The 18443-nt window shown below is 60.2% G+C and carries 17 protein-coding genes; 7 read left to right on the top strand and 10 right to left on the bottom strand.

The genetic code is table 11. The features are described 5' to 3' along the window. Nucleotides 1-50: 50 nt before the first annotated feature. Entirely contained in the window at nt 51-686 is a 636-nt protein-coding gene (locus tag A9975_RS13820; protein WP_183033277.1) for a LysE/ArgO family amino acid transporter, read from the bottom strand. Nucleotides 687-759: 73 nt separating this feature from the next. Between A9975_RS13820 and A9975_RS13815 the strand changes: the two genes are divergently transcribed. Further along, nucleotides 760-1656 carry a LysR family transcriptional regulator ArgP gene (locus A9975_RS13815; RefSeq protein ID WP_183033301.1) on the top strand — a complete coding sequence of 299 codons (897 nt, stop codon included), beginning with the start codon at nt 760-762 and terminating at the stop codon, nt 1654-1656. Nucleotides 1657-1901: 245 nt separating this feature from the next. Here A9975_RS13815 and A9975_RS13810 read toward each other — a convergent pair whose 3' ends face one another. The 4 genes from A9975_RS13810 to A9975_RS13795 all read right to left on the bottom strand — a co-directional run bounded on the left by A9975_RS13810 (nt 1902) and on the right by A9975_RS13795 (nt 6446). Next, complete coding sequence (locus A9975_RS13810; RefSeq protein ID WP_183033276.1) at nt 1902-3107, bottom strand: porin; 1206 nt, start codon at nt 3105-3107, stop codon at nt 1902-1904. Between the two features lie 627 nt (nt 3108-3734). Beyond that, nucleotides 3735-4538: a GntR family transcriptional regulator gene (locus tag A9975_RS13805; RefSeq protein WP_183033275.1), complete on the bottom strand. Its 804-nt coding sequence runs from the start codon at nt 4536-4538 to the stop codon at nt 3735-3737. Between the two features lie 330 nt (nt 4539-4868). Then, complete coding sequence (locus A9975_RS13800; RefSeq protein ID WP_174424987.1) at nt 4869-5072, bottom strand: hypothetical protein; 204 nt, start codon at nt 5070-5072, stop codon at nt 4869-4871. A 345-nt stretch (nt 5073-5417) separates the two neighbouring features. Further along, nucleotides 5418-6446 (bottom strand): AraC family transcriptional regulator, encoded by a 1029-nt coding sequence (locus A9975_RS13795; RefSeq protein WP_183033274.1) that lies wholly within the window; start codon nt 6444-6446, stop codon nt 5418-5420. 126 nt (nt 6447-6572) lie between these two features. On the opposite strand from A9975_RS13795, the gene A9975_RS13790 reads away from it, so the two are divergent. Both A9975_RS13790 and A9975_RS13785 read left to right on the top strand, forming a co-directional pair. After that, nucleotides 6573-7484: a TauD/TfdA family dioxygenase gene (locus A9975_RS13790; protein WP_183033273.1), complete on the top strand. Its 912-nt coding sequence runs from the start codon at nt 6573-6575 to the stop codon at nt 7482-7484. A gap of 9 nt (nt 7485-7493) precedes the next feature. Then, nucleotides 7494-8054, top strand: coding sequence for an alpha/beta hydrolase (locus tag A9975_RS13785; protein ID WP_183033272.1), 561 nt, complete (start codon nt 7494-7496; stop codon nt 8052-8054). Nucleotides 8055-8272: 218 nt separating this feature from the next. Here the strand turns inward: A9975_RS13785 and A9975_RS13780 are convergent, their stop codons facing one another. Beyond that, the gene (locus A9975_RS13780; RefSeq protein ID WP_183033271.1) at nt 8273-9271 is read right to left on the bottom strand and encodes a tripartite tricarboxylate transporter substrate binding protein; all 999 of its coding nucleotides are present in this window, start codon (nt 9269-9271) and stop codon (nt 8273-8275) included. A 302-nt stretch (nt 9272-9573) separates the two neighbouring features. Here A9975_RS13780 and A9975_RS13775 point away from each other — a divergent pair, with 302 nt between their 5' ends. Beyond that, nucleotides 9574-10863, top strand: coding sequence for an MFS transporter (locus A9975_RS13775; RefSeq protein WP_255503208.1), 1290 nt, complete (start codon nt 9574-9576; stop codon nt 10861-10863). A 14-nt stretch (nt 10864-10877) separates the two neighbouring features. Here the strand turns inward: A9975_RS13775 and A9975_RS13770 are convergent, their stop codons facing one another. Continuing rightward, complete coding sequence (locus A9975_RS13770) at nt 10878-12017, bottom strand: LysR family transcriptional regulator (protein WP_255503205.1); 1140 nt, start codon at nt 12015-12017, stop codon at nt 10878-10880. Between A9975_RS13770 and glaH the strand changes: the two genes are divergently transcribed. Together glaH and A9975_RS13760 are read left to right on the top strand one after the other, a co-directional pair. After that, on the top strand, nt 11979-12815 hold the full coding sequence (gene glaH / locus A9975_RS13765; protein WP_370564581.1) for a glutarate dioxygenase GlaH: 837 nt from the start codon (nt 11979-11981) through the stop codon (nt 12813-12815). The genes A9975_RS13770 and glaH overlap by 39 nt on opposite strands. A 66-nt stretch (nt 12816-12881) precedes the next feature. Next, complete coding sequence (locus A9975_RS13760) at nt 12882-14120, top strand: alpha-hydroxy acid oxidase (RefSeq protein ID WP_183033269.1); 1239 nt, start codon at nt 12882-12884, stop codon at nt 14118-14120. Nucleotides 14121-14386: 266 nt separating this feature from the next. Here the strand turns inward: A9975_RS13760 and A9975_RS13755 are convergent, their stop codons facing one another. From A9975_RS13755 to A9975_RS13745, 3 genes are all read right to left on the bottom strand, one after another. Then, nucleotides 14387-15445, bottom strand: coding sequence for a 3-keto-5-aminohexanoate cleavage protein (locus A9975_RS13755; RefSeq protein ID WP_183033268.1), 1059 nt, complete (start codon nt 15443-15445; stop codon nt 14387-14389). Between the two features lie 393 nt (nt 15446-15838). After that, entirely contained in the window at nt 15839-16819 is a 981-nt protein-coding gene (locus A9975_RS13750; RefSeq protein WP_183033267.1) for a quinone oxidoreductase, read from the bottom strand. A 409-nt stretch (nt 16820-17228) separates the two neighbouring features. Next, nucleotides 17229-17906 carry a DsbA family protein gene (locus A9975_RS13745; RefSeq protein WP_183033266.1) on the bottom strand — a complete coding sequence of 226 codons (678 nt, stop codon included), beginning with the start codon at nt 17904-17906 and terminating at the stop codon, nt 17229-17231. A gap of 81 nt (nt 17907-17987) precedes the next feature. Here A9975_RS13745 and A9975_RS13740 point away from each other — a divergent pair. Then, nucleotides 17988-18443 (top strand): IS5 family transposase (locus A9975_RS13740; protein ID WP_183033265.1); only part of this gene is annotated, 456 nt, incomplete at its 3' end.

Genomic DNA, 18443 nt, shown 5'->3' with positions numbered 1-18443 from the left:
AGCGCCGCTGCAGCCAAGGCCGCTACCTATTCGACGCCCCCGAAAGCACCTCACAATCCTCGAAGTACGTGCTGCACCAGCAGACCGGACAGGACAAACATGGTCATACAGATGAGACCGTCCAGCACCTGCCAAGCCCTCGGCCGGGCGAACCACGGCGCCAGCCAGCGGGCGCCAAAGCCCAGAAGCCCGAACCAGAGCAGGCTGGCAAAACTGGCGCCAGCCACGAACCAGCCTCGCAGCGCCGCCGGTTGCTGGGCACCGATGCTGCCCACCAGCAGCACCGTATCCAGATAAACATGAGGATTGAGCAGCGTGAACGCCGCTGCCTGAGCCAACGCGCCCCCCCTGCTGAGCCCCTTCCCACCGTCGGGTGCTTTCAATGGATGAGCATGCCGAGCACGGCGCAGCGCCTGCCATCCATATACCGCCAGGAAGACGGCACCGGCCAGCGCCAGGACACGCGCGAGACCGGGGCGCTCCCCCAATGCCTGGGCCATGCCCATGACACCCGCTGCTATCAGCAACGCGTCCGCCGTGGCGCACAGCAGCACCACGCTGCCCACATGCTCACGACGCAGCCCCTGGCGCAGTACGAATGCATTCTGTGCGCCGATGGCCACAATGAGCCCCAGGCTCAGGGCCAGGCCTTGGAGGGAAACGGATAAGGCAAGCGAAGTGTTCATGCATCTAGCTTGCCTGCGTTAGCAAATGAAGACAAACTACCTTTTCTTAACTTACTTTAGTTTAACTAATCTGATGCTTGACTACTCCGCTCTGTCCGCCTTGGCTACCGTGGTTAGGGAGGGCAGCTTCGAGCGGGCAGCCCGCGCACTCCATGTGACGCCATCGGCAATTTCGCAGCGCGTTCGGCTGCTGGAGGAGCGCGTAGGCTGCGCGCTGGTGGTACGCGATCAGCCCTGCCGGGCCACGGAGACGGGCCGCCGGCTTTGCCAGCACATTGACCGTGTGCGGCTGCTCGAGCAGGAGTTGCAAGGGGCTCTACCAGCGCTTGCCCCCGAGGGCATGGCACGGGTAGCCCTACCCATTGCGGTCAATGCCGACAGCCTGGCCACCTGGGTCGCGCCGGCCATCGCCGCCTTCGCTGCAGAAAGTCCCGTGTTGATGGAGGTGGCGGTGGACGACCAGGACCACACCACAGAGTGGTTGCGCAGCGGCGCAGTGCTGGCCGCCGTAACAGCCACAGCCCGTCCTGCCGCTGGCTGCAACAGTCGTCCGCTCGGCTCCATGCGCTACCTGGCGGCCGCCAGCCCGGCTTTTATCCAACGCCATTTCGGCGATGGCGTGGGCGCTGGCAGCCTGGCGCTGGCGCCCAGCCTGATGTTCAACACCAAAGATGAGTTGCAGGCGCGGTGGGTGCGGCGTTTGTGCCATCGGCACGTGGAGCTTCCCCGGCACACGTTGCCTTCGTCCCACGCCTTTGTCACCACAGCATTGGCTGGCATGGGCTGGGGCTTGCATCCGGAGGCACTGATCGCCCCTCATCTTGAGGACGGCTCATTGGTCGAACTGGTGCCGGACACCCCGCTTGATGTACCGCTACACTGGCAGCATGCACGCGCAGCGTCAGGGTTGCTCGAAGGTTTGAATCGCGAGGTTCTCGCCGCCGCCCACGCCGCGCTGTTACCGCCCTGAGTGGCGCCGGGTCGGACGCGCGTTGTCTGATTCGGATGCATGCCTGCTTTCGGCTGAACTTTGCCGAATTGCAGGCGCACTGTCCTGGCCCGTAGCTAAGCAGATTGACCTGCACCACTGGACAACAGAATTGAGCTCATCCGAGCTGACAGGGTTGAGCGCAAGCCGTAACCCTTCAACTTGGTCTAACCAGACGTTACATCCGCCCTTCAGAACACCTCTGCAGTGAATTTTCCGACAGGTTCTCAGAACTTGTGGCGAATACCCGCGGCGACACCGAGCATATTGCTTTGGCCGCTGGCAAGTGTGTAGCTATTGCCCAGGGAAAGGCTGTTCGCGTAGGCAATCATCGCGGAATCCAGTCCCAGGCCCGCGTTCTTTGCATATGCCGTGGTCAAGTAGACATCAGTCCGCTTGGAGAGGGCGTAGTCGGCGATGAAAGCAACTTGCCACGGGTTCGGGGTCGATGTGTTCGCGAAGAAGCGCTTGACGTGGTCATAGTTGTATTCGAGCGTCAGGCCAAGCGCCGGCGTCACCTGGTAGTTGGCGCCGATCCAGTAGAGGTCGTCACGTTCAAGCAGGCCGCCATTCTGATCCTTGTTCTGACCCCAGCGGTAGCCGCCCATGATCTTTGCAGGGCCAAACGCATAGCTTCCCGCGATCGTCGCCTTCTTGAAATTTCCGCTCCCGAGGACAGCCGCGTTCAAGGGGTTCGACACAGTGGGGTTGAACTGGTCGTAAGCCACAGCCACGCCGACAGCGCCGGCAATGTAGGTTAAGGCCGCACCATAGGCGGTATCGCGACGGAACTGGCCCGGGACTTCACCATTACCCCCCAGAAGCGGACCATTGGCCACCGTCGTCGGCAATGCCAGGCCGGTACCGAAGGACCAGTGTGCCAGAGCGGTGACCGGGCCGAAGCGACCGGTGTACTTGATGGTATTGTCCTCGCGGAAGTTCGCGCCTGTCAGCATCACGATCGGTTCATACTGCGTGGCAAAGGCTGCGGGTACAAAGTTTGCGAGGCCTTCGAACATCGAAGTGTACTGACGGCCAAAGGTCAGTTGGCCAAACCGCGAGCTTTGCATGCCCACATAGGCTTGGCGACCGAACAAGCGGCCGCCCTGCTGCGACGTGCCGGTGTCCAGGTTAAAGCCGCTTTCCAAGACAAAAATGGAACTCAGCCCGTTACCGAGTTCTTCCACGCCGCGCAAGCCCCAACGCGATCCAGACAGGCCGCCAGAGTCCATTCGGTAGACATTGTTTGACGGGCCCGCATTGAATTTGTTGGCTGCATTGGGCACGGCGCCGACATGGCTAGCAAACTCGACGTTCATATCCGCCACACCATAAAGCGTCACGCCGCTCTGTGCGTGTGCGCCGCCGGTGCAGATTGCGCCCGCGGCGATGAGTGCACCATGAATCTTGCTCCGCTGGCTGAATAATCCCATTGCCTCTTCTCCTTTGGTTTATTTTTGCACCCCTGGCGTCCTCGTTGACCCGTCCCCCCTACTCCGCGCGGGACATCTTGTTCGATCGTCATCATGAGTTCGATCACAGCCAACGCGCTTCAGTCGCTTTCCTTTACCGATCAACGCCCTATTCCGGCCTCGGGTGCAGGCAATCATATCAGCCAGAAATCTTTCTTGTCGACATAAATAACATTGACCTGAAATGCGATGAACGCAGCGAGCGCGCGCAACTGGCCCTCGCGCGGCTATGAGGCGACCGCGCGGTCACTGCTGTGCTGAGTCGTTGGGAGGTTGCCGTGAGGTGGCGCGCATCGGCAGGTGCTTCGGCTCGTTCTCCCGCGTGCGCAGCAGGTGTTTGAGCAGCCGGTCTTGCCGGCGCCGAGGAGCCCGTGCCGTTCTGGGGAAGCCGAATCGGGCAAAGCCCTGTTCGGCACGCAGCGGCGCTTGAGACTCTGCTAAACCGCGCCGATTTCTTCCGGCGGGACGGCCGCAGCCTCACGGGAGCCATGCTCGCGAGCAGATATCGCGGCCTTCGCTGGTCGCTGTCTACTGGGAGGAAACTGGGGAGCCATGGCGGGCAGTCTTGCCCGCGCGAGCTTGGAAGGCCTACGCCGACACAGCGCTGCGGCCGGCAGCGCCGCCCTTGCCTTTCTGGACGCCGGATGACAGAGCACGGACGGCAGCTTCGCGGGAATTTCCGATGCGCTTGTGCGCGGTCTGCAAGACCGCTTCGATGTCCCGCTTGGTGACAGCGCGCTGCAGAGCACGCCAGGTCTTGAAGGAATTCTCCAGCGAGCCGGGATGGGATGCGAGTCCCAGCCGCACATAGCGCAGGACCCGCAGCGAGATCGAGTTCAGCACCTCCCCTACCAGCCGGTTGCTGGACAGATCTGCCATGGCCATGTTTGCCAGGAAGGTCACGCTGATATAGGCGTCTACCGATTCCTCGGCGGCCTTGCTGAACTGCGGAATGAACTGCTCGAACAACGCTTCCAGCGCGTCCGCGCGCTCTTCCATCAACTGCCTGAGCAGGATCTCGAACAGCGCGTCCCGCACGACGTAGATATCCCGCAGGTCCTGGGCATTGGGCTCAGTGACGATGGCGCCGCGCCGGGGACGGAACTCAATCAACCGCTCCCGCTCCAGGATGCGCAAGGCCTCGCGCACAGGAGCGCGGCTGACCGCCAGGACCTCGCTGATGTCTTTCTCCAGCAAGCGCTGGCCTGCGTGGATCACGTCGATCGTAATCAGGCCCGCCAGCCGTACCGCAATCTGGTCGGCTACGGATGCCGACCAGTCGCGTCCATGCATAAGCGCCTGCTCGACAGCCAGCGTGACCGGATTCTGCGGTGTTTGCGGTGCAAGCAGCGACTGCAATTCCGGCGTGTTGGTAGTCTTGAGCCTGCCCATGAATGGTAAGTCCTTCCGATGATTGGGGAACGGGTCGGGTGCTGCCCTTGGTCGGCACTCCACCGCCTGCAGCGCCCAAGATCTTACCTTACGTGGCGAATCGGGCAGATTGGGGATACTGGCGGAGCCAACTGGGCCATTGCCCCAGGCAGTTGCACGCGTCCCCAAGAAACAAGGGCCTGCACAGGACGACGTCCTTGCAGGCGCGCTACAGGCCCCCGGGACATCGGGCCACCGCTGGAACATTGGTGCCGCACGCCGGGGCAGAGATAGGGGAAGCAGAACCGGATTTCTATCCTTGGATTCAATCCACGGGCTTAACCAGCGCGTCTACTCGTCGGATCCGGGAAGCGCATCGATGTTCAGGTATTTGCGCACGATGTACCCGTCATTTTCCCACGCAATCAGATCGGTCAACAGCATCGCTGCCGTCGCATAGGAGAGCCGCTCGGCGAGCCAGCAGAATCCCATGCAGATCGCCGAGCCCATCCGATCAAGGTACGGACCATTGCCTGCTGACTGATCGTCCTTCATTGTGCTATCCCCCTCGCCCAAGGCTGCGGGCACGGCCCGCCGAACATGGAAGCTTGTCGCCTTGGCATCCAAAGCATGCGCGGCTCTTTCCGACTGCACTCCGGGAAAGGCGCAACGTCTTCATGATACGGCAGTCTATTTTTGTCGACAATATAAAAATCAAGTCCGCATTGGTTCTACAGGGGGTTGCGCAGAGCCGGTGGGGTTACTGAAGGTTGCTCGAAGGCCAAATCACCACGCGCCGTGTGGCTGGCAAGACTGAAGACGTGAGGCATCCGAATCTGGCAAAGAGTGCATCCGGACATGACATGGCCTGACGCGGCTGACGCCCTGTCAGGGTTATGCTCAGGTCGGTGCCGTCTGCCGACGCAATGTGCCGCGAGCAGCCCTGCTCTCCTTGGGGCTGCAGCCAAATTGCACGTGATACCAGCGCGAGAATCCGCTCGGCGCGGAAAAACCAAGCAGGGTCGCCACCTCCGTCAACGGACGATCGCTCTCGGTGACATGGCGTATGGCGAGTTCCGTACGGATGTCGTTAACGATCGACGAGAAGCTCTGCCCCTGTTCCGCCAGCCGGCGCTGGACCGTGCGGCACACCACGCCCAGGTGCTCCGCAACCTGTTCGATGCTGCAGCGCCCGCTGGGCAACAGCAGCAGGATCATGCGCCGCACATCTTCAAGCATTGTCGCCTGCTGCGACATGGCCGACGCGTCTATCAGCCGCTGCGCGTAACGCCCCATAGCCGGATCCGCGGACGGGTTGCGTGCATCGAGATCGGCCTTTGCGCAGATAATGCAGTTGAAGTCATAGTCGAATTCGACGCAAGGGCCGAAAAACCGCCGGTGCGTACTCAGGTCGCGCGGCGCGGGGTGCTCAAAGCACACACGCCGCGGCTCCCAGTCGGGCTTGTGGAGCTGACGGATCAACCGCACCATGACCCCGAGCGCCAGCTCAACCCTTTGACGCGTGGGCTGATGTGCACTGCCAGCCACTACCACCTCGCGAATAATGACCAGTCCATCGCACTCCTCAATCGCCAGCGACAGCGCACTGTTGAGCGACGCTTGATAGCGCATCAGCATGTGGAGCGACTCACGCAGCGTCGCCTGGTCGCGGATCAGCAGCCCTACCGCTCCAAGATTGGACAATAGGCGCGACTCGGCCATGCACAGTCCGAAACTCTCGTTGCCCGACATGGTTGCGGACGCCTGAAGCAGCCTTCCGACACGCTCGACCGGAATCATGATGTCCGGCTCGCACAGTACGCTCGGGCTCAACCCTGCGTCAAAGAGCATCCGCACCGGGTCCAGTCCGGCAGCTCGAGCGACCTCGCTGTAGTTGGTGAGGGCCGCGGCGCGGACAAGTGACGACATTAGAGTACTGAGTAGGACATTGACATGGAATGATAAATGCCTGTCATGTACTGTCAAGCGGGAGATACCCGCGACATCCAGACTCGCAATGATCGATCGGCCTAACCGACAATCGGAGACACGCTCATGATTCAACACCTCACGGCGGCACCCGCAGTGGTCCGCGCAACCTCTCTAGGCAACTCGATCCGGGTCGAGCCTATTACCTGCACGATCGGTGCGGAACTCAGCAACGTCAACCTGGGCGCGGCTGCCGAGGACGACCAACAGATGGCGGAGATTCGGGCGCTGCTCCTGAAGCATCGCGTGGTGTTCTTCCGCGACCAGGACATCACGCGCGCGCAGCACGTGGCCTTTGCGCGCCGCTTTGGTGAGCTGGAGGATCATCCAGTGGTAGGCAGCCATCCCGATTACCCAGGACTGGTTCAGATCTATAAGACCCCGGACAGCCCGCCAGAACGCAACGAGAATTCCTGGCATACCGATGCCACCTGGCGCGAAAAGCCTCCGATGGGCTGCGTGCTGCGCTGCGTCGAATGCCCGCCTGTGGGCGGTGACACGATGTGGGTCAACATGGTCGAGGCTTACAACCAGTTGCCCGAGGATATCAAGACGAAGATCGCCTCATTGCGCGCGCGCCACAGCATCGAGGCGAGCTTCGGTGCCGCGATGCCGATCGAAAAGCGCCTTGCGCTGAAGGCTCAGTACCCGGATGCCGAACACCCGGTTGTGCGCATCCATCCCGAAACCGGGGAGAAAGTGCTGTTCGTCAATGGGAGCTTTACGACGCACTTCACCAATTTCAATGTGCCGGCCAACGTGCGCTTCGGGTTGGACAAGGCGCCGGGTGCAGCCAATTTGCTTAGCTACCTGGTCAGCCAGGCCAACATCCCCGAATACCAAGTACGTTTTCGTTGGAAGAAGAACAGCGTCGCGTTCTGGGACAACCGTTCAACCCAGCACTACGCAGTGATGGATTACCCACCGTGCCACCGAAAGATGGAGCGTACCGCCATCATTGGTGACGCGCCTTACTGAAAGATCGACATGACCTCCACGGCACCGACCGTCCTCATCGTTCCTGGCCTGCGCGACCATGTGCCGGAACACTGGCAAACCCTGCTGGCGGCAACGCTGCCTCGCGTCGTCAGCGTCGCTCCGCTTGAGCAAGACAAGCTGAGTTGCGCTACCCGCGTCGACGCAATCGATCGCGCCTTGGCCACCATCGAGGGGCCAGTGATCATCGTGGCGCACAGCGCAGGCGCCATGATGGTAGCCCATTGGGCAGCCCGAGGCCCCACACGCGAGATCCTTGGCGCGCTGCTCGCGGCGCCCGCGGACCTTGAAACGGCCATGCCGGCAGGCTATCCGACGCTCGGCACGCTGAGCGACCACGGCTGGCTGCCGATCCCTCGCGGCACATTGCCGTTTCGGAGCATCGTTGCGGCAAGCAGCAACGATCCCCTGACGCGTCTCGATCGTGCCCGTGGCCTGGCGAAGGGGTGGGGCAGCCGCTTTGTCGAACTCGGCGAGGTCGGGCATCTGAATCCCGCGTCAGGCTATGGTGCGTGGCCGCAAGCCAAAGAGTTCATTCGCGAACTCGCGTGACCGAACCCACGGCGGAATGTCACCGGCCGGGAAAACAATGAGCGGGCCTGCGGGATTTGAAGACGGCAGCGCCCGCTAAAGATGATCAGCCAGACTCAACGACCGCGATCCGTCTGCTTAACTGACGGACGAGCCGGAACGACGATGCCGCAATCATTGGCCAATGACTGCGCAAAGGCCATCCAGACTGCAATGGCGAGTTTGCGCAGAATAGTCCTTTATTGATCTGGCTGGTAGTTAATGGACTTCAGCAGCGCGGCCTGTTGCTCGTATGCCTGCTTCAGGTCCGCCATCAACTCGTCCGACGTAGCGGCGCCCCCCTGCTCCATCCCCATGTCCTTGACGCGGTTCTGCACTGCGGCCTGCCTGAAGTACGCCAGTGTTATCTCGCGGATTTTCTCCTGGACTGCCGGAGCGACATCCGGGCGGGACCACACTGCGAACCACCCGGCTTGCGCCAGTTGCGGGTAACCGAGCTCCTTGAAAGTCGGTACATCCGGCAATTCGGCAATCCGGGTCGGATAGTTCAACGCAATCGCTTTGATCTTTCCCGCTTTTATCAGCGGCAAAGAGGTGGTCACCCCATCGAACATCAGGGGCACATGGCCACCCATCAGGTCGTTCAGCGCCGGAGGAGAGCCTTTGTAGCCCACATGCCGCATTGGCACATGCGTGAGCTGCCCCAGCAGTATGCCGGAGGTGTGGCCCTTCAATCCTGTAGCGTAGGAAGCGAAAACAAGGCCGTCCTTTTGCGACTTGCCATAGTCCACCAACTGCTTCAGGTTCAAGATGGGCACATCCTTGTTGGCAACCAGCACCAGCCCCGTGCGACTGATCTGGGCCAGGGGCTTCAGGTCCGTAAAAGGCTTGTAGTGGACCTTGTAGGCCAACGGCGCTTCGCTCACGACACCGCCCTGGATAACCAGGAAGGTATAGCCATCCTTGCCGTTGGACTGCAAATCGCTGATCGCCAGCGCACCGGCGGCACCCGCCTTGTTTTCTACGATGACGGGCTTGCTCAATTTTTGCCGCAGGCCTTGCGCAAGCAGCCGAGCCAACGCGTCCGCACTGCCGCCGGCAGGCCCCGCCACCACCAGACGGATCGGCTTGCTGGGCCAAGCCTCCTGGGCCTGGGCCACGGACATGCCCCCGGCGACACCAACACCGATTACCAAGGCGCAACCGCGCCACCCCAAGTGATTGGCCTGCTTCTTCATGTCTACCCCTTTTGATTTCGATTGCGATGCTTTGCGTGTTTAGAAAGGCTTGTTCGTCTATTCTCGGACCGCACCGGGCCAACCGGCTTGACCGTTCACGACAAGTTATTACCAACTCGCGCAAGCAAAGGGAAAACCCTGCTCAGATCTCCAGAGCGTGCAGGCGGGCCCCGACCAGGGCTCCGCTGCGCCTGCGGATGACTGTCATAAATAGCCAAGTTCAAGGCATGCAAGGTAAAGCGGGAAGTAGCGCCATCCTAGATGATCCGATGCAAGAAGTCATAAGGAGACAAAAATTGAACATGTCTACGAGTAACGCAATGCCGGCTGGGCCGGCAGCGGCTACCACTGGTGCGCGCCCCTACGCGTGGGTGGTATTTGCATTGATGTTCTGCCTGTTACTGTCTGACTACATGTCGCGGCAGGCGATCAATGCCTTGTTTCCGCTCTTGAAAGTGCAGTGGCAGATTTCCGATACACAGCTCGGCTCGATCAGCAGCGTGGTGCCGTTGATGGTCGGTGTGCTGACCCTGCCGTTCTCCATCATCGCGGACCGTTGGGGGCGCGTCAAAAGCATTGCACTAATGGTTGCCGTGTGGAGTGTTGCCACGCTCGGGTGCGCCATTGCCAGCACCTATCACGAGATGTTCGTTGCGCGTTTGTTCGTTGGCGTCGGCGAGGCTGCCTATGGAAGTGTCGGATTCGCTATGCTCGTGAGCGTCTTCCCAAGGCACATGCGGTCTACCATTGCCGGCGGCTTCACGTCTGCCGCTGCCTTTGGGTCCGTGCTCGGTGTTTCGCTTTCCGGGATCATTGCGACGCACTTTGGATGGCGATGGTCGATGGGCCTGATGGCGATCGTCGGTTTTGTGCTGGTGATCATTTATTTCTTCGTGGTCACCGAGAAAAGAATCGCAAGTGCGCAACCGGACAATGCAAAGGGAACTCCGGTCCACGGGCATGTGAAACTGACACCGCGCGCGTTTTTCTCTGGCCTGTTTCCGTCCCGTTCCGTCTTTTGTGCCTACCTCGGTTGCGCCCTGCAGATATTCGTTCAAGGCACTCTGTTCGTGTGGCTGCCCAGCTACCTGAATCGCTACTGGGGCATGCCTGTCAGCGAAGCAGCCACACTGGCGGCCGGCCTGGTCCTTGTCAGCGGCCTTGGCCAACTCATATGCGGTGTGATGACCGATCGGATCAGCGGGGATTCGTCGCTCAAGAGGTGGAACATGGCCATCGGCTATTGCCTCGTGTTAGGCGTTCTGCTGGCGATCGCGCTCCGCTTGCCACAGGGTAATCTGCAACTCGCGCTCCTTGCGCCCGGGGTGTTCTTCCTTGCCAGCTCGTTCGGCACATGTAGCGCGATCATCGCCGGGGCCACGCCGCCAGCCATTCACGGCTCGGCATTTGCCACTCTGACGCTGTTTAACAACATACTGGGCCTCGCAGCAGGCCCCTTTATCACCGGCATGGTAGCGGATGCGGTTGGTCTTCAAGTTGCCTTGCGCTGGCTACCGTTCGCGGCAATTCTGCCCTTCGCCGTGTTCCTCATCGGCAGATGGTGTTACCTCGCGGAATCGCGACGCGGCTGAGCGCGCTGCTGAGTCTACGTTGCTCGGCCATTGTGAGCCTCGGTTCCAAGTTGCACAAAGGCTCGTACCGCCGGGGATACTTCCCGACGCCTATACGCTAGCGCCAGGTGCACTGAGAATTTAAAGTCGGCGATCTGTGTGTAGAAAATGCCTGGCTGGGAGAAATTCTGCATTGACTCAGGCACGATGGCCACTCCGTATCCCGCGGACGCGAGGCAGATTGCGGAGATGAAATCCTGGACGCGATATTCCAGATGAGGCGTGAACCCACCGGCTTTGCCCAGGGCGGTTAGCGCATCCCCGAAGCCTTCCTCGTCTGCAAACTGCGGAACGATGAAGGATTGATCTGCCAGTGCGCGCGCTGAAACAGTCCCTCGCCTTGCAAGGGGATGGCTTGCTGTCATTGCAGCCAGTAGACGTTCAGTCTGCAAGACTTTCGTGATCACACCCGCCGGATAAAGTCGTCTTGGCCTGACAATTCCCACATCAATCTGGCCTTCGCTGAGCGCTTCGAGCTGCCTTGGCGTTTCCATTGGCACGACTTCGATCCGGACCATCTCGTGTGATTTCCGGAACTCGCTCAGCATCATGGACAAAAGACCGCTGCTTACGCCAGATGCCACGTAGCCGACCCGGATGACGCCAGCCAGCCCTCGGGCAGCCAGGCGTCCCACCTGGTCGGCTCGCTCAATGTGCCGCAACGCAGCGACAGCCTCGGCATGGAACAGGCGCCCCGCGTCGGTAAGTGACACCGGCTTCCTTTTGTTGCGGTTCAAGAGCGTGACCCCCAAATCCTGCTCAAGGCGTTGGATCTGGGTGCTGAGCCCCGATTGTGCGACACCCAGGCGATCTGCCGCCTTCGCAAAGTGAAGCTCTTCCGCCACGGCAAGGAAGCTCTGCAACTGGCGAACGTCAATCATGTTTTTAATCTCAAATTCGGAACAAAGATTACTGTTTTCTATCTGGATCATATCAAAGAATCCAGATGAAATAGCGTCATACAACACCCCGGAGAACGATCGATGAATGCCCCGCTTCCTGCGGCCGTGCTTGCCAGCAATGACGAGTCCCGCTTCCAGTTTTCTGCCCACCCAGATCACCATCGCATCCTGCATGTGACCGTTGAGCGCAATGCCCTTCTTGCGTTCCTGCATGACGCACGCAAGGTCGATGTCCAGAACCTCGAGTATGTCCCCTTCATGCGCTACGGGCTCGCGGATGTACTCGCGAAGCATGTCGGCGAAGACTTCGCGACAACCATCAACCGCATTGTGAAGGACCGGCAGCACGGTGGCTTTACGGTGGGCCTCCAGGGACTGACGACGGACGCCGACGATTTCGTTCGCTTCGGGACTGCCATTGGGCACCTGTTGGGCCCGGGCAACCACGATGCGATGTCGGGCACTTACTATGCTCGCTTCGCGGTCAAGCACACGGACGATAGCGACTCCTATCTGCGCCAGGCCTATCGACTCTTCACGATGCACACCGATGGCACCTTCGTCACCGAAGCGACGGACTGGCTGTTGATGATGAAGTTCGCGGAACAGAATGCAAGTGGAGGCGAGTCCCGATTCCTGCATCTGGACGATTGGCAAGAGCGTGACCGGTTTGTCAGTCACCGTCTCGGGACGCAGCCTTTCCTCTACAAGGCGCCTGGCTCCAAGAATGTCAGCGATAGGGTCGAACGCCCGCTCTTCTTCCAGAACGCGTTTGGGCTGTCGATGTCATTCATCGATCAATTTGTACAGCCTCGCAATCGCGAGGAGGCTACATTTCTCAACGACCTGTCGACGTCCATGGAGGCTTCGCCGGGAACAAAGGAAGTTTCGCTGCCCGTCGGCGATCTGGTTGTCCTGAACAACTACTTCTACCTCCACGGGCGTGCGCCGTTCGAGAAAAATGAGGGGCTGTTCCGTGAGCTGATGCGCCAGCGAGGCACGTTCGCCTAATCATCAATGTGATCCGGCGTGGCTGATAGTGACAGCGGTTGGGCCTGATTGACGCTTCAAATCAACATGACATCTCAAACAGAAGTTGCAGATATCCAGGCCGTTCCGAGCGCTGGAATGCCCGCCAAGCCGGCATATGGGGCCAACAGTCAGATTCATCGACGACTGCGACCAATCCTCTCGCTGGCCGATTTTGAAGTCGCGGCAAAGAGGGCGCTTCCGCGCCCGATCTTTGGCTATATTGCCGGCGCCGCGGAAGATGGAAAGTCGCTTGCTGCGAACAGGACGGCATTCGACGAGGTCAGGTTTCGTCCCAAAGTCCTTGTCGACGTGTCGGGAAGGTCGCAAGCGACTGAGATCTTTGGGCAACGTTACGCTTCCCCCTTCGGCGTGGCGCCCGTTGGAATCAGTGCGATCGCCGCTTACCGCGGCGATGTGGTTCTCGCGCAAACGGCGCGGGAAGAGCGGATACCCGCAATCATGAGCGGCACGTCCCTGATTCCGATGGAAGACGTTCACGCAGCCGCGCCAGGCACCTGGTTTCAGGCATACCTGCCGGGTGACACCGCACGCAGGGACGCCCTGATTGAGCGGATTGAAGCGGCCGGATTCGCCACGCTTGTCCTTACGGTTGATATTCCCGTTTGGGCCAACCGGGAGAATAACGTCCGCACTGGCTTCTCTTTGCCTTTGCGACCATCTGTGCGCTTGGCGCTCGATGGAGTGTCTCGGCCGCGTTGGCTGGCCGGGACGTTCGCCAGAACGCTCATTTCTAGCGGAATGCCGCATTTCGAGAATTCTTTTGCGTCTCGCGGCGCGCCGATCCTGTCGGCCTCCGCGATTCGCGATACGACGGGGCGCGATCACCTGAGCTGGACGGATATCGAGCGAATCCGGCAAAGATGGCGCGGCAACTTGGTCATAAAGGGCATTTTGCATACGTCCGACGCCAAGCGCGCTGTCGCCTTGGGCGCAGACGGCATCATTGTCTCGAATCACGGCGGGCGCCAACTGGATGGTGCCGTGGAACCGCTTGCTGTATTGCCGGAGATTTGTGAGGCAGTCGCGCACAAGACAACCGTCATGATGGACAGCGGTATCCGGCGAGGCGGTGATGTTCTGAAAGCGTTGGCATCAGGAGCCCGCTTTGTCTTCCTGGGGCGACCCTTTATCTACGCGGCGGCCGTTGGGGGAGCCGAAGGCGTTCGCCACGCCATCACGCTCTTGCGTGATGAGGTCGATCGAAACATGGCCATGCTTGGTGCGAAGACCATCGCAGACGTAAACGATTCCGTCATCGTCTAGGACCACAGAACAGCCTGGATTGCGTCAGGCAGGATGTCCGGTCTACCGACCGGCATCCGGCAAGGTCTGCCTCCGGCTTTGGCTAGCTCTACGATTCGTTGGCTAACCTCGGGAGGGTAAGGCTGCTTGCCTTTTGGATCATGACCGACGCCTTTATCGAGAGATGTCAGGAGTCCGGTCGATGGGGGGGAACTTCAACCTCAGCTTGAGTCAGTCCCAGAGAAAATGCCGGACGACTCATATAGCATTGATGCCCCCCTCAGGCTTTAGGCCGGCTTGCGCAGGAATCCCTGATTGCCACCGTTACGGTTGGGCGCGAACCCATTGGCCTGAAGCGTCTCTTCCGCCGTGTCGTAGAAGACCCCGATCTGCATGATCTCTCGTGCCTGTTTCGCTGTCGCGATGGGGCGACCAAATTCGCCGGCGATACGCACCAATTGCTTGATCTGCTCGACGGAGGACATCTTTCCCGTGCGGGTCTGGTTCCAGAGTACATCCTCGATGCCGCACCGCACATGCAGGCCCAAAGCAATACCGATCATATTCACGGGCAGCACGTTCAGCACCGAACTCTCCACCGTTATCACCGCTCCGTCGGGCGCGGCACGCAGGAAGTTAGCCAGGTTGTAGATGTTCGCTTGGTCCATGCCGCCGCTGATCGCCACCCAGTTCATCACCAGGGGCCCCTTGTAGACGCCGCGGCGAATCATCCGCTCAATGGTTTCAAAGCTGTTGATGTTGTAGCACTGGAACTCACTCTGGATGCCGGCGGCCGTCAGGCGCCGGATATGCTCCTCGACCCAGCTGGGGTTCGAGGGCACGATCATGTCCTTGTAGGTCGCATAGAGGTGCGGGAATCCCCGGGAAACTCCCTTGAAGTCATCCAGGCCAGCATGCTCTGTCACATTCATCTGCGTGGTGTTGACGGTCACCGTCACCTGGTCGGGCTTCGGATCGAGTTCGGCCAGCATATGCCGCGTGTCGTCGGAGAGCCATTTCGCCGCGGAGCCATCGTCCTCGGGCGCAAAGCTGATCGAGCCACCCACCTGGATGACCATCTCGGGCACGGCCTTGCGCACCCCGGCGATCAGCTCATTGAACATGGACAGGCGCTTGCTGCCCTTGCCATCGGGTTCACGCACATGCAGATGCAGCACGGTGGCGCCAGCTTCGTAGCAATCCACCGCCTTCTGGATCTGCTCCTCCATCGTGACAGGGATATCTTCCGGGAAGTCCGAGGGAATCCAGCCCGGCGCATAGGGAGCGGCCGTGATGATCAGAGGCTGCTGGTTCTCGGGATACAGGTGGCCGTCAAGGAAGTTCATGATGATGGATCTCCAAGTTGATGTGAGAATATTGAGAATGTCGAAAGCGGTGGATGTCCAAGTGTCGGGGACGACGAGTGAATCATCCGGCCTCGCACCACTTCCCGCTTTACATTGGATGTCTCGAATTTAACTATTCATGACAACAACGCACCCCTGTCCGTTGAGCCACCGTCAAGGCGTAACCAGTGGGTTCAAGCCAAGCTGAGTCATTCAGAACTGAAGGGTGGAGGTCGCCGGCAGACGATCGGAAGCCATGCGTGCATTCCAGGCGGCGGTGGCATTCATACCGGCAGCGGGTCCTGGGCAACCTGACCCGACTGCCAAATCACTGGGTTTCGTTCTCAAGGCCAGACCGGCCCGACTGCTCGCGTTTCCCAGGAAGGGGAACACTCAAATCACGAAAATGGACGAGCCCGTGGTCTTTCGAGCCTCCAGGTCCCGATGTGCCTGCTCGGCGTCCTCCAAGGCATAACGCTGATTGATCTCGATGCAGATGCGGCCTGCCGCCACGTGACCGAATAGCTCATCGACCAGTTCCGCCTTTTCGGCCGGATCGGCAATGTAATCGGCCAGGCCCGGGCGGGTCAGGTACAGCGAGCCCTTGCGGGCGAGAATTTGCGGATCGAACGGCGGAATCGTGCCGGAGGCGGTACCGACGCAGACCATCAGCCCGCGGCGCTTGAGGGAGTCCAGCGAGGACATGAAGGTGGCCTTGCCCACACTGTCGAAGACCACGGACACACCCACTCCGTCCGTCAGTTCCCGCACACGCTTGGCCACATCCTCATGGCTGTAGTTGATCGTGTGATCACAGCCGTGGGCGCGCGCCACTTCGGCCTTGGCATCGGTCGAAACCGTGCCAATCACCGTCAGCCCGAGCAATTTGGCCCATTGCGAAACGATCAGGCCAACACCGCCTGCTGCGGCATGCAGCAGCACCGCGTCGCCCGCCTTGAAAGGGTAGATTCGGCGCACCAGGTAAGCGGCGGACAAGCCCCGCATGGTCATGGCCGCCGCAGCTTCGCAACTGATGGCCTCCGGCAGCTTGATCAGTAGTGCGGCAGAAATCAGCCGCTCGGTGCTGTAGGCACCCAGCGTGTTGATAAAGCCCGTGTAAGTCACGCGGTCGCCGACCGCCAATTGGGTCACGCCGGCACCGACGGCCTCGACCACGCCGGCCGCCTCGTTGCCAAGGCCGCTGGGCAGCGGAACCTTGTAAGTACCACCGCGGAAGTAGGTGTCGGCAAAATTCAGGCCCACGGCTACATGGCGGACGCGGACCTCCCCCGGTCCCGGGTCACCAACGCCAACGTCCTCAAGACGAAGGACATCGGGCCCACCCGTTTCGTAGAATTTAACGACTTTCGCCATGTTGTCTCCTGTTCTGTATCAAAGATCACAGTTCGCCTGCAGCTTGCCAGCCCTTGCTTCACGCTTGATCTGGCCAAAGAACGAATCAATATGGTGGCACGGTTGGTCAGGCTGCAGAAAATTTGCCAAAGGCAGCGTGAGAAAGCCGACTGTGGCCTCTCCCCGGGTAGCAGTGATGCTCGAGCGGGAACCGCTTGGATTGATGCTGCGCTCAGCACAAAAACGTCGTCCAGAAGGTACATTTGTATCTCCTTTAACCGGCTTAAGCGGCTTAACCGGTTGATATCAGAGTGTCCTTCGCGACGATTGAATCATCTGGCCTGGCGCCACTTCGCGCTTTACCTTGCACGCCTTGAACTTGCCTTTTTATGACAATAATCCGCTGGCTGAACGGTGGGAGAGGCTGGACTTAGCCCAGCTTGGCCGCCACCGCTTGCTGCATGACGTGAACCAGCTCACTGCCTGGAACGGCGCCAGTGACCGGCCACTGCCCATTGAAGACGAGATGAGGAACCCCTGTTCCATGGTCAGCTTCCATGGAAGGCTGAAGTTGGGAGGACGCACTGCCGTCCCAACTGAACCCAGACGCTTGAGCCAAGGCCTGCAGTGTCTCTGTTGAACCGATGTCTTGCCCTTGGGAGAAGAATGCGCGGTAGATGGACTCCACCAACTGGTACATGGCCACCGGCGCCAGTTTGGACTGGGCCGCATTGACCAAGGCACATGCCAGCGCCGAATTCGGAAAGGTCGCAATGTTCTCGAAGTTCAACGATAGATCGACCGATTCGGCCACAGCGCGAATCTGTGCGCGGCGCATCGCCACGGCCCGTTGGCTACCAAGCCGTGCTTCATAGAATGCTTGGTACGGAATGCCTTGCGCGGGGATCTGCGGCAGTAAGGCATGGGCATGCCATATCGTCTCCAGCACCAATCCAGGATGCTTCTGTCGAAGGCTCTCCCATGCCGAATGCAGATTTCGCAACCCAATCCAGCACCAGGGGCAAATCAGGTCAAGGTAAAAATCAACGCGCAGAGTTTGCGACGATGTCGGGGCGGAGACCGCACCCGCGAGTTCAGAGCAATTCACGCTGCAGTTCCTTAGGGATGGTGTTCAAAACTCGCCGCAGACCGGGCGCTCATGGCGGGGTTTTCCAGCGACAATAAGTGCATGAAACAAACTGACCTTGGCCTGGACCTGAGCAACCGCCGCACGCGCAAGCGCGTGTTTCTCGATGAGATGGAGCGCGCGGTACCTTGGGATGAGTTTCTGACGCTGATTGCGCCGCACGCCCCGACCAAGGCAACGGGCCGCCGGCCGTTTCCCCTCGCAGCGATGCTGCGTATTCACCTGATGCAGCAATGGTTTGGTCTGAGCGATGTGGCGATGGAAGAAGCGTTGTATGACACGCCGCTGTACCGCGAATTCGCTGGCCTGGGCGGCATGAGCCGCCTGCCTGACCGCGTTAGCATCCTGCGCTTTCGGCATCTGCTCGAACGACACCAGCTTGCCGAGCAGTTTCTCAACACGGTCAACGAGCAACTCAATGCCAAAGGCTTCCTGCTCAGGGAAGGCACGGTGGTCGATGCCACGTTGATTGCCGCGCCGAGTTCCACGAAGAACAAG

The sequence above is a fragment of the Cupriavidus sp. UME77 genome, assembly GCF_014170355.1.
GTDB lineage: Bacteria > Pseudomonadota > Gammaproteobacteria > Burkholderiales > Burkholderiaceae > Cupriavidus > Cupriavidus basilensis.
Note: the sequence above shows the minus strand (reverse complement) of the source record. Positions and strands in the feature narration are given on the sequence as shown.

Coding starts and splice junctions, on each gene's coding strand:
- A9975_RS13820 (WP_183033277.1), bottom strand. CDS start 686: ATGAACACTTCGCTTGCCTTATCCGTTTCCCTCCAAGGCCTGGCCCTG.
- A9975_RS13815 (WP_183033301.1), top strand. CDS start 760: ATGCTTGACTACTCCGCTCTGTCCGCCTTGGCTACCGTGGTTAGGGAG.
- A9975_RS13810 (WP_183033276.1), bottom strand. CDS start 3,107: ATGGGATTATTCAGCCAGCGGAGCAAGATTCATGGTGCACTCATCGCC.
- A9975_RS13805 (WP_183033275.1), bottom strand. CDS start 4,538: ATGGGCAGGCTCAAGACTACCAACACGCCGGAATTGCAGTCGCTGCTT.
- A9975_RS13800 (WP_174424987.1), bottom strand. CDS start 5,072: ATGAAGGACGATCAGTCAGCAGGCAATGGTCCGTACCTTGATCGGATG.
- A9975_RS13795 (WP_183033274.1), bottom strand. CDS start 6,446: ATGTCGTCACTTGTCCGCGCCGCGGCCCTCACCAACTACAGCGAGGTC.
- A9975_RS13790 (WP_183033273.1), top strand. CDS start 6,573: ATGATTCAACACCTCACGGCGGCACCCGCAGTGGTCCGCGCAACCTCT.
- A9975_RS13785 (WP_183033272.1), top strand. CDS start 7,494: ATGACCTCCACGGCACCGACCGTCCTCATCGTTCCTGGCCTGCGCGAC.
- A9975_RS13780 (WP_183033271.1), bottom strand. CDS start 9,271: ATGAAGAAGCAGGCCAATCACTTGGGGTGGCGCGGTTGCGCCTTGGTA.
- A9975_RS13775 (WP_255503208.1), top strand. CDS start 9,574: ATGTCTACGAGTAACGCAATGCCGGCTGGGCCGGCAGCGGCTACCACT.
- A9975_RS13770 (WP_255503205.1), bottom strand. CDS start 12,017: ATGCAGGAACGCAAGAAGGGCATTGCGCTCAACGGTCACATGCAGGAT.
- A9975_RS13760 (WP_183033269.1), top strand. CDS start 12,882: ATGACATCTCAAACAGAAGTTGCAGATATCCAGGCCGTTCCGAGCGCT.
- A9975_RS13755 (WP_183033268.1), bottom strand. CDS start 15,445: ATGAACTTCCTTGACGGCCACCTGTATCCCGAGAACCAGCAGCCTCTG.
- A9975_RS13750 (WP_183033267.1), bottom strand. CDS start 16,819: ATGGCGAAAGTCGTTAAATTCTACGAAACGGGTGGGCCCGATGTCCTT.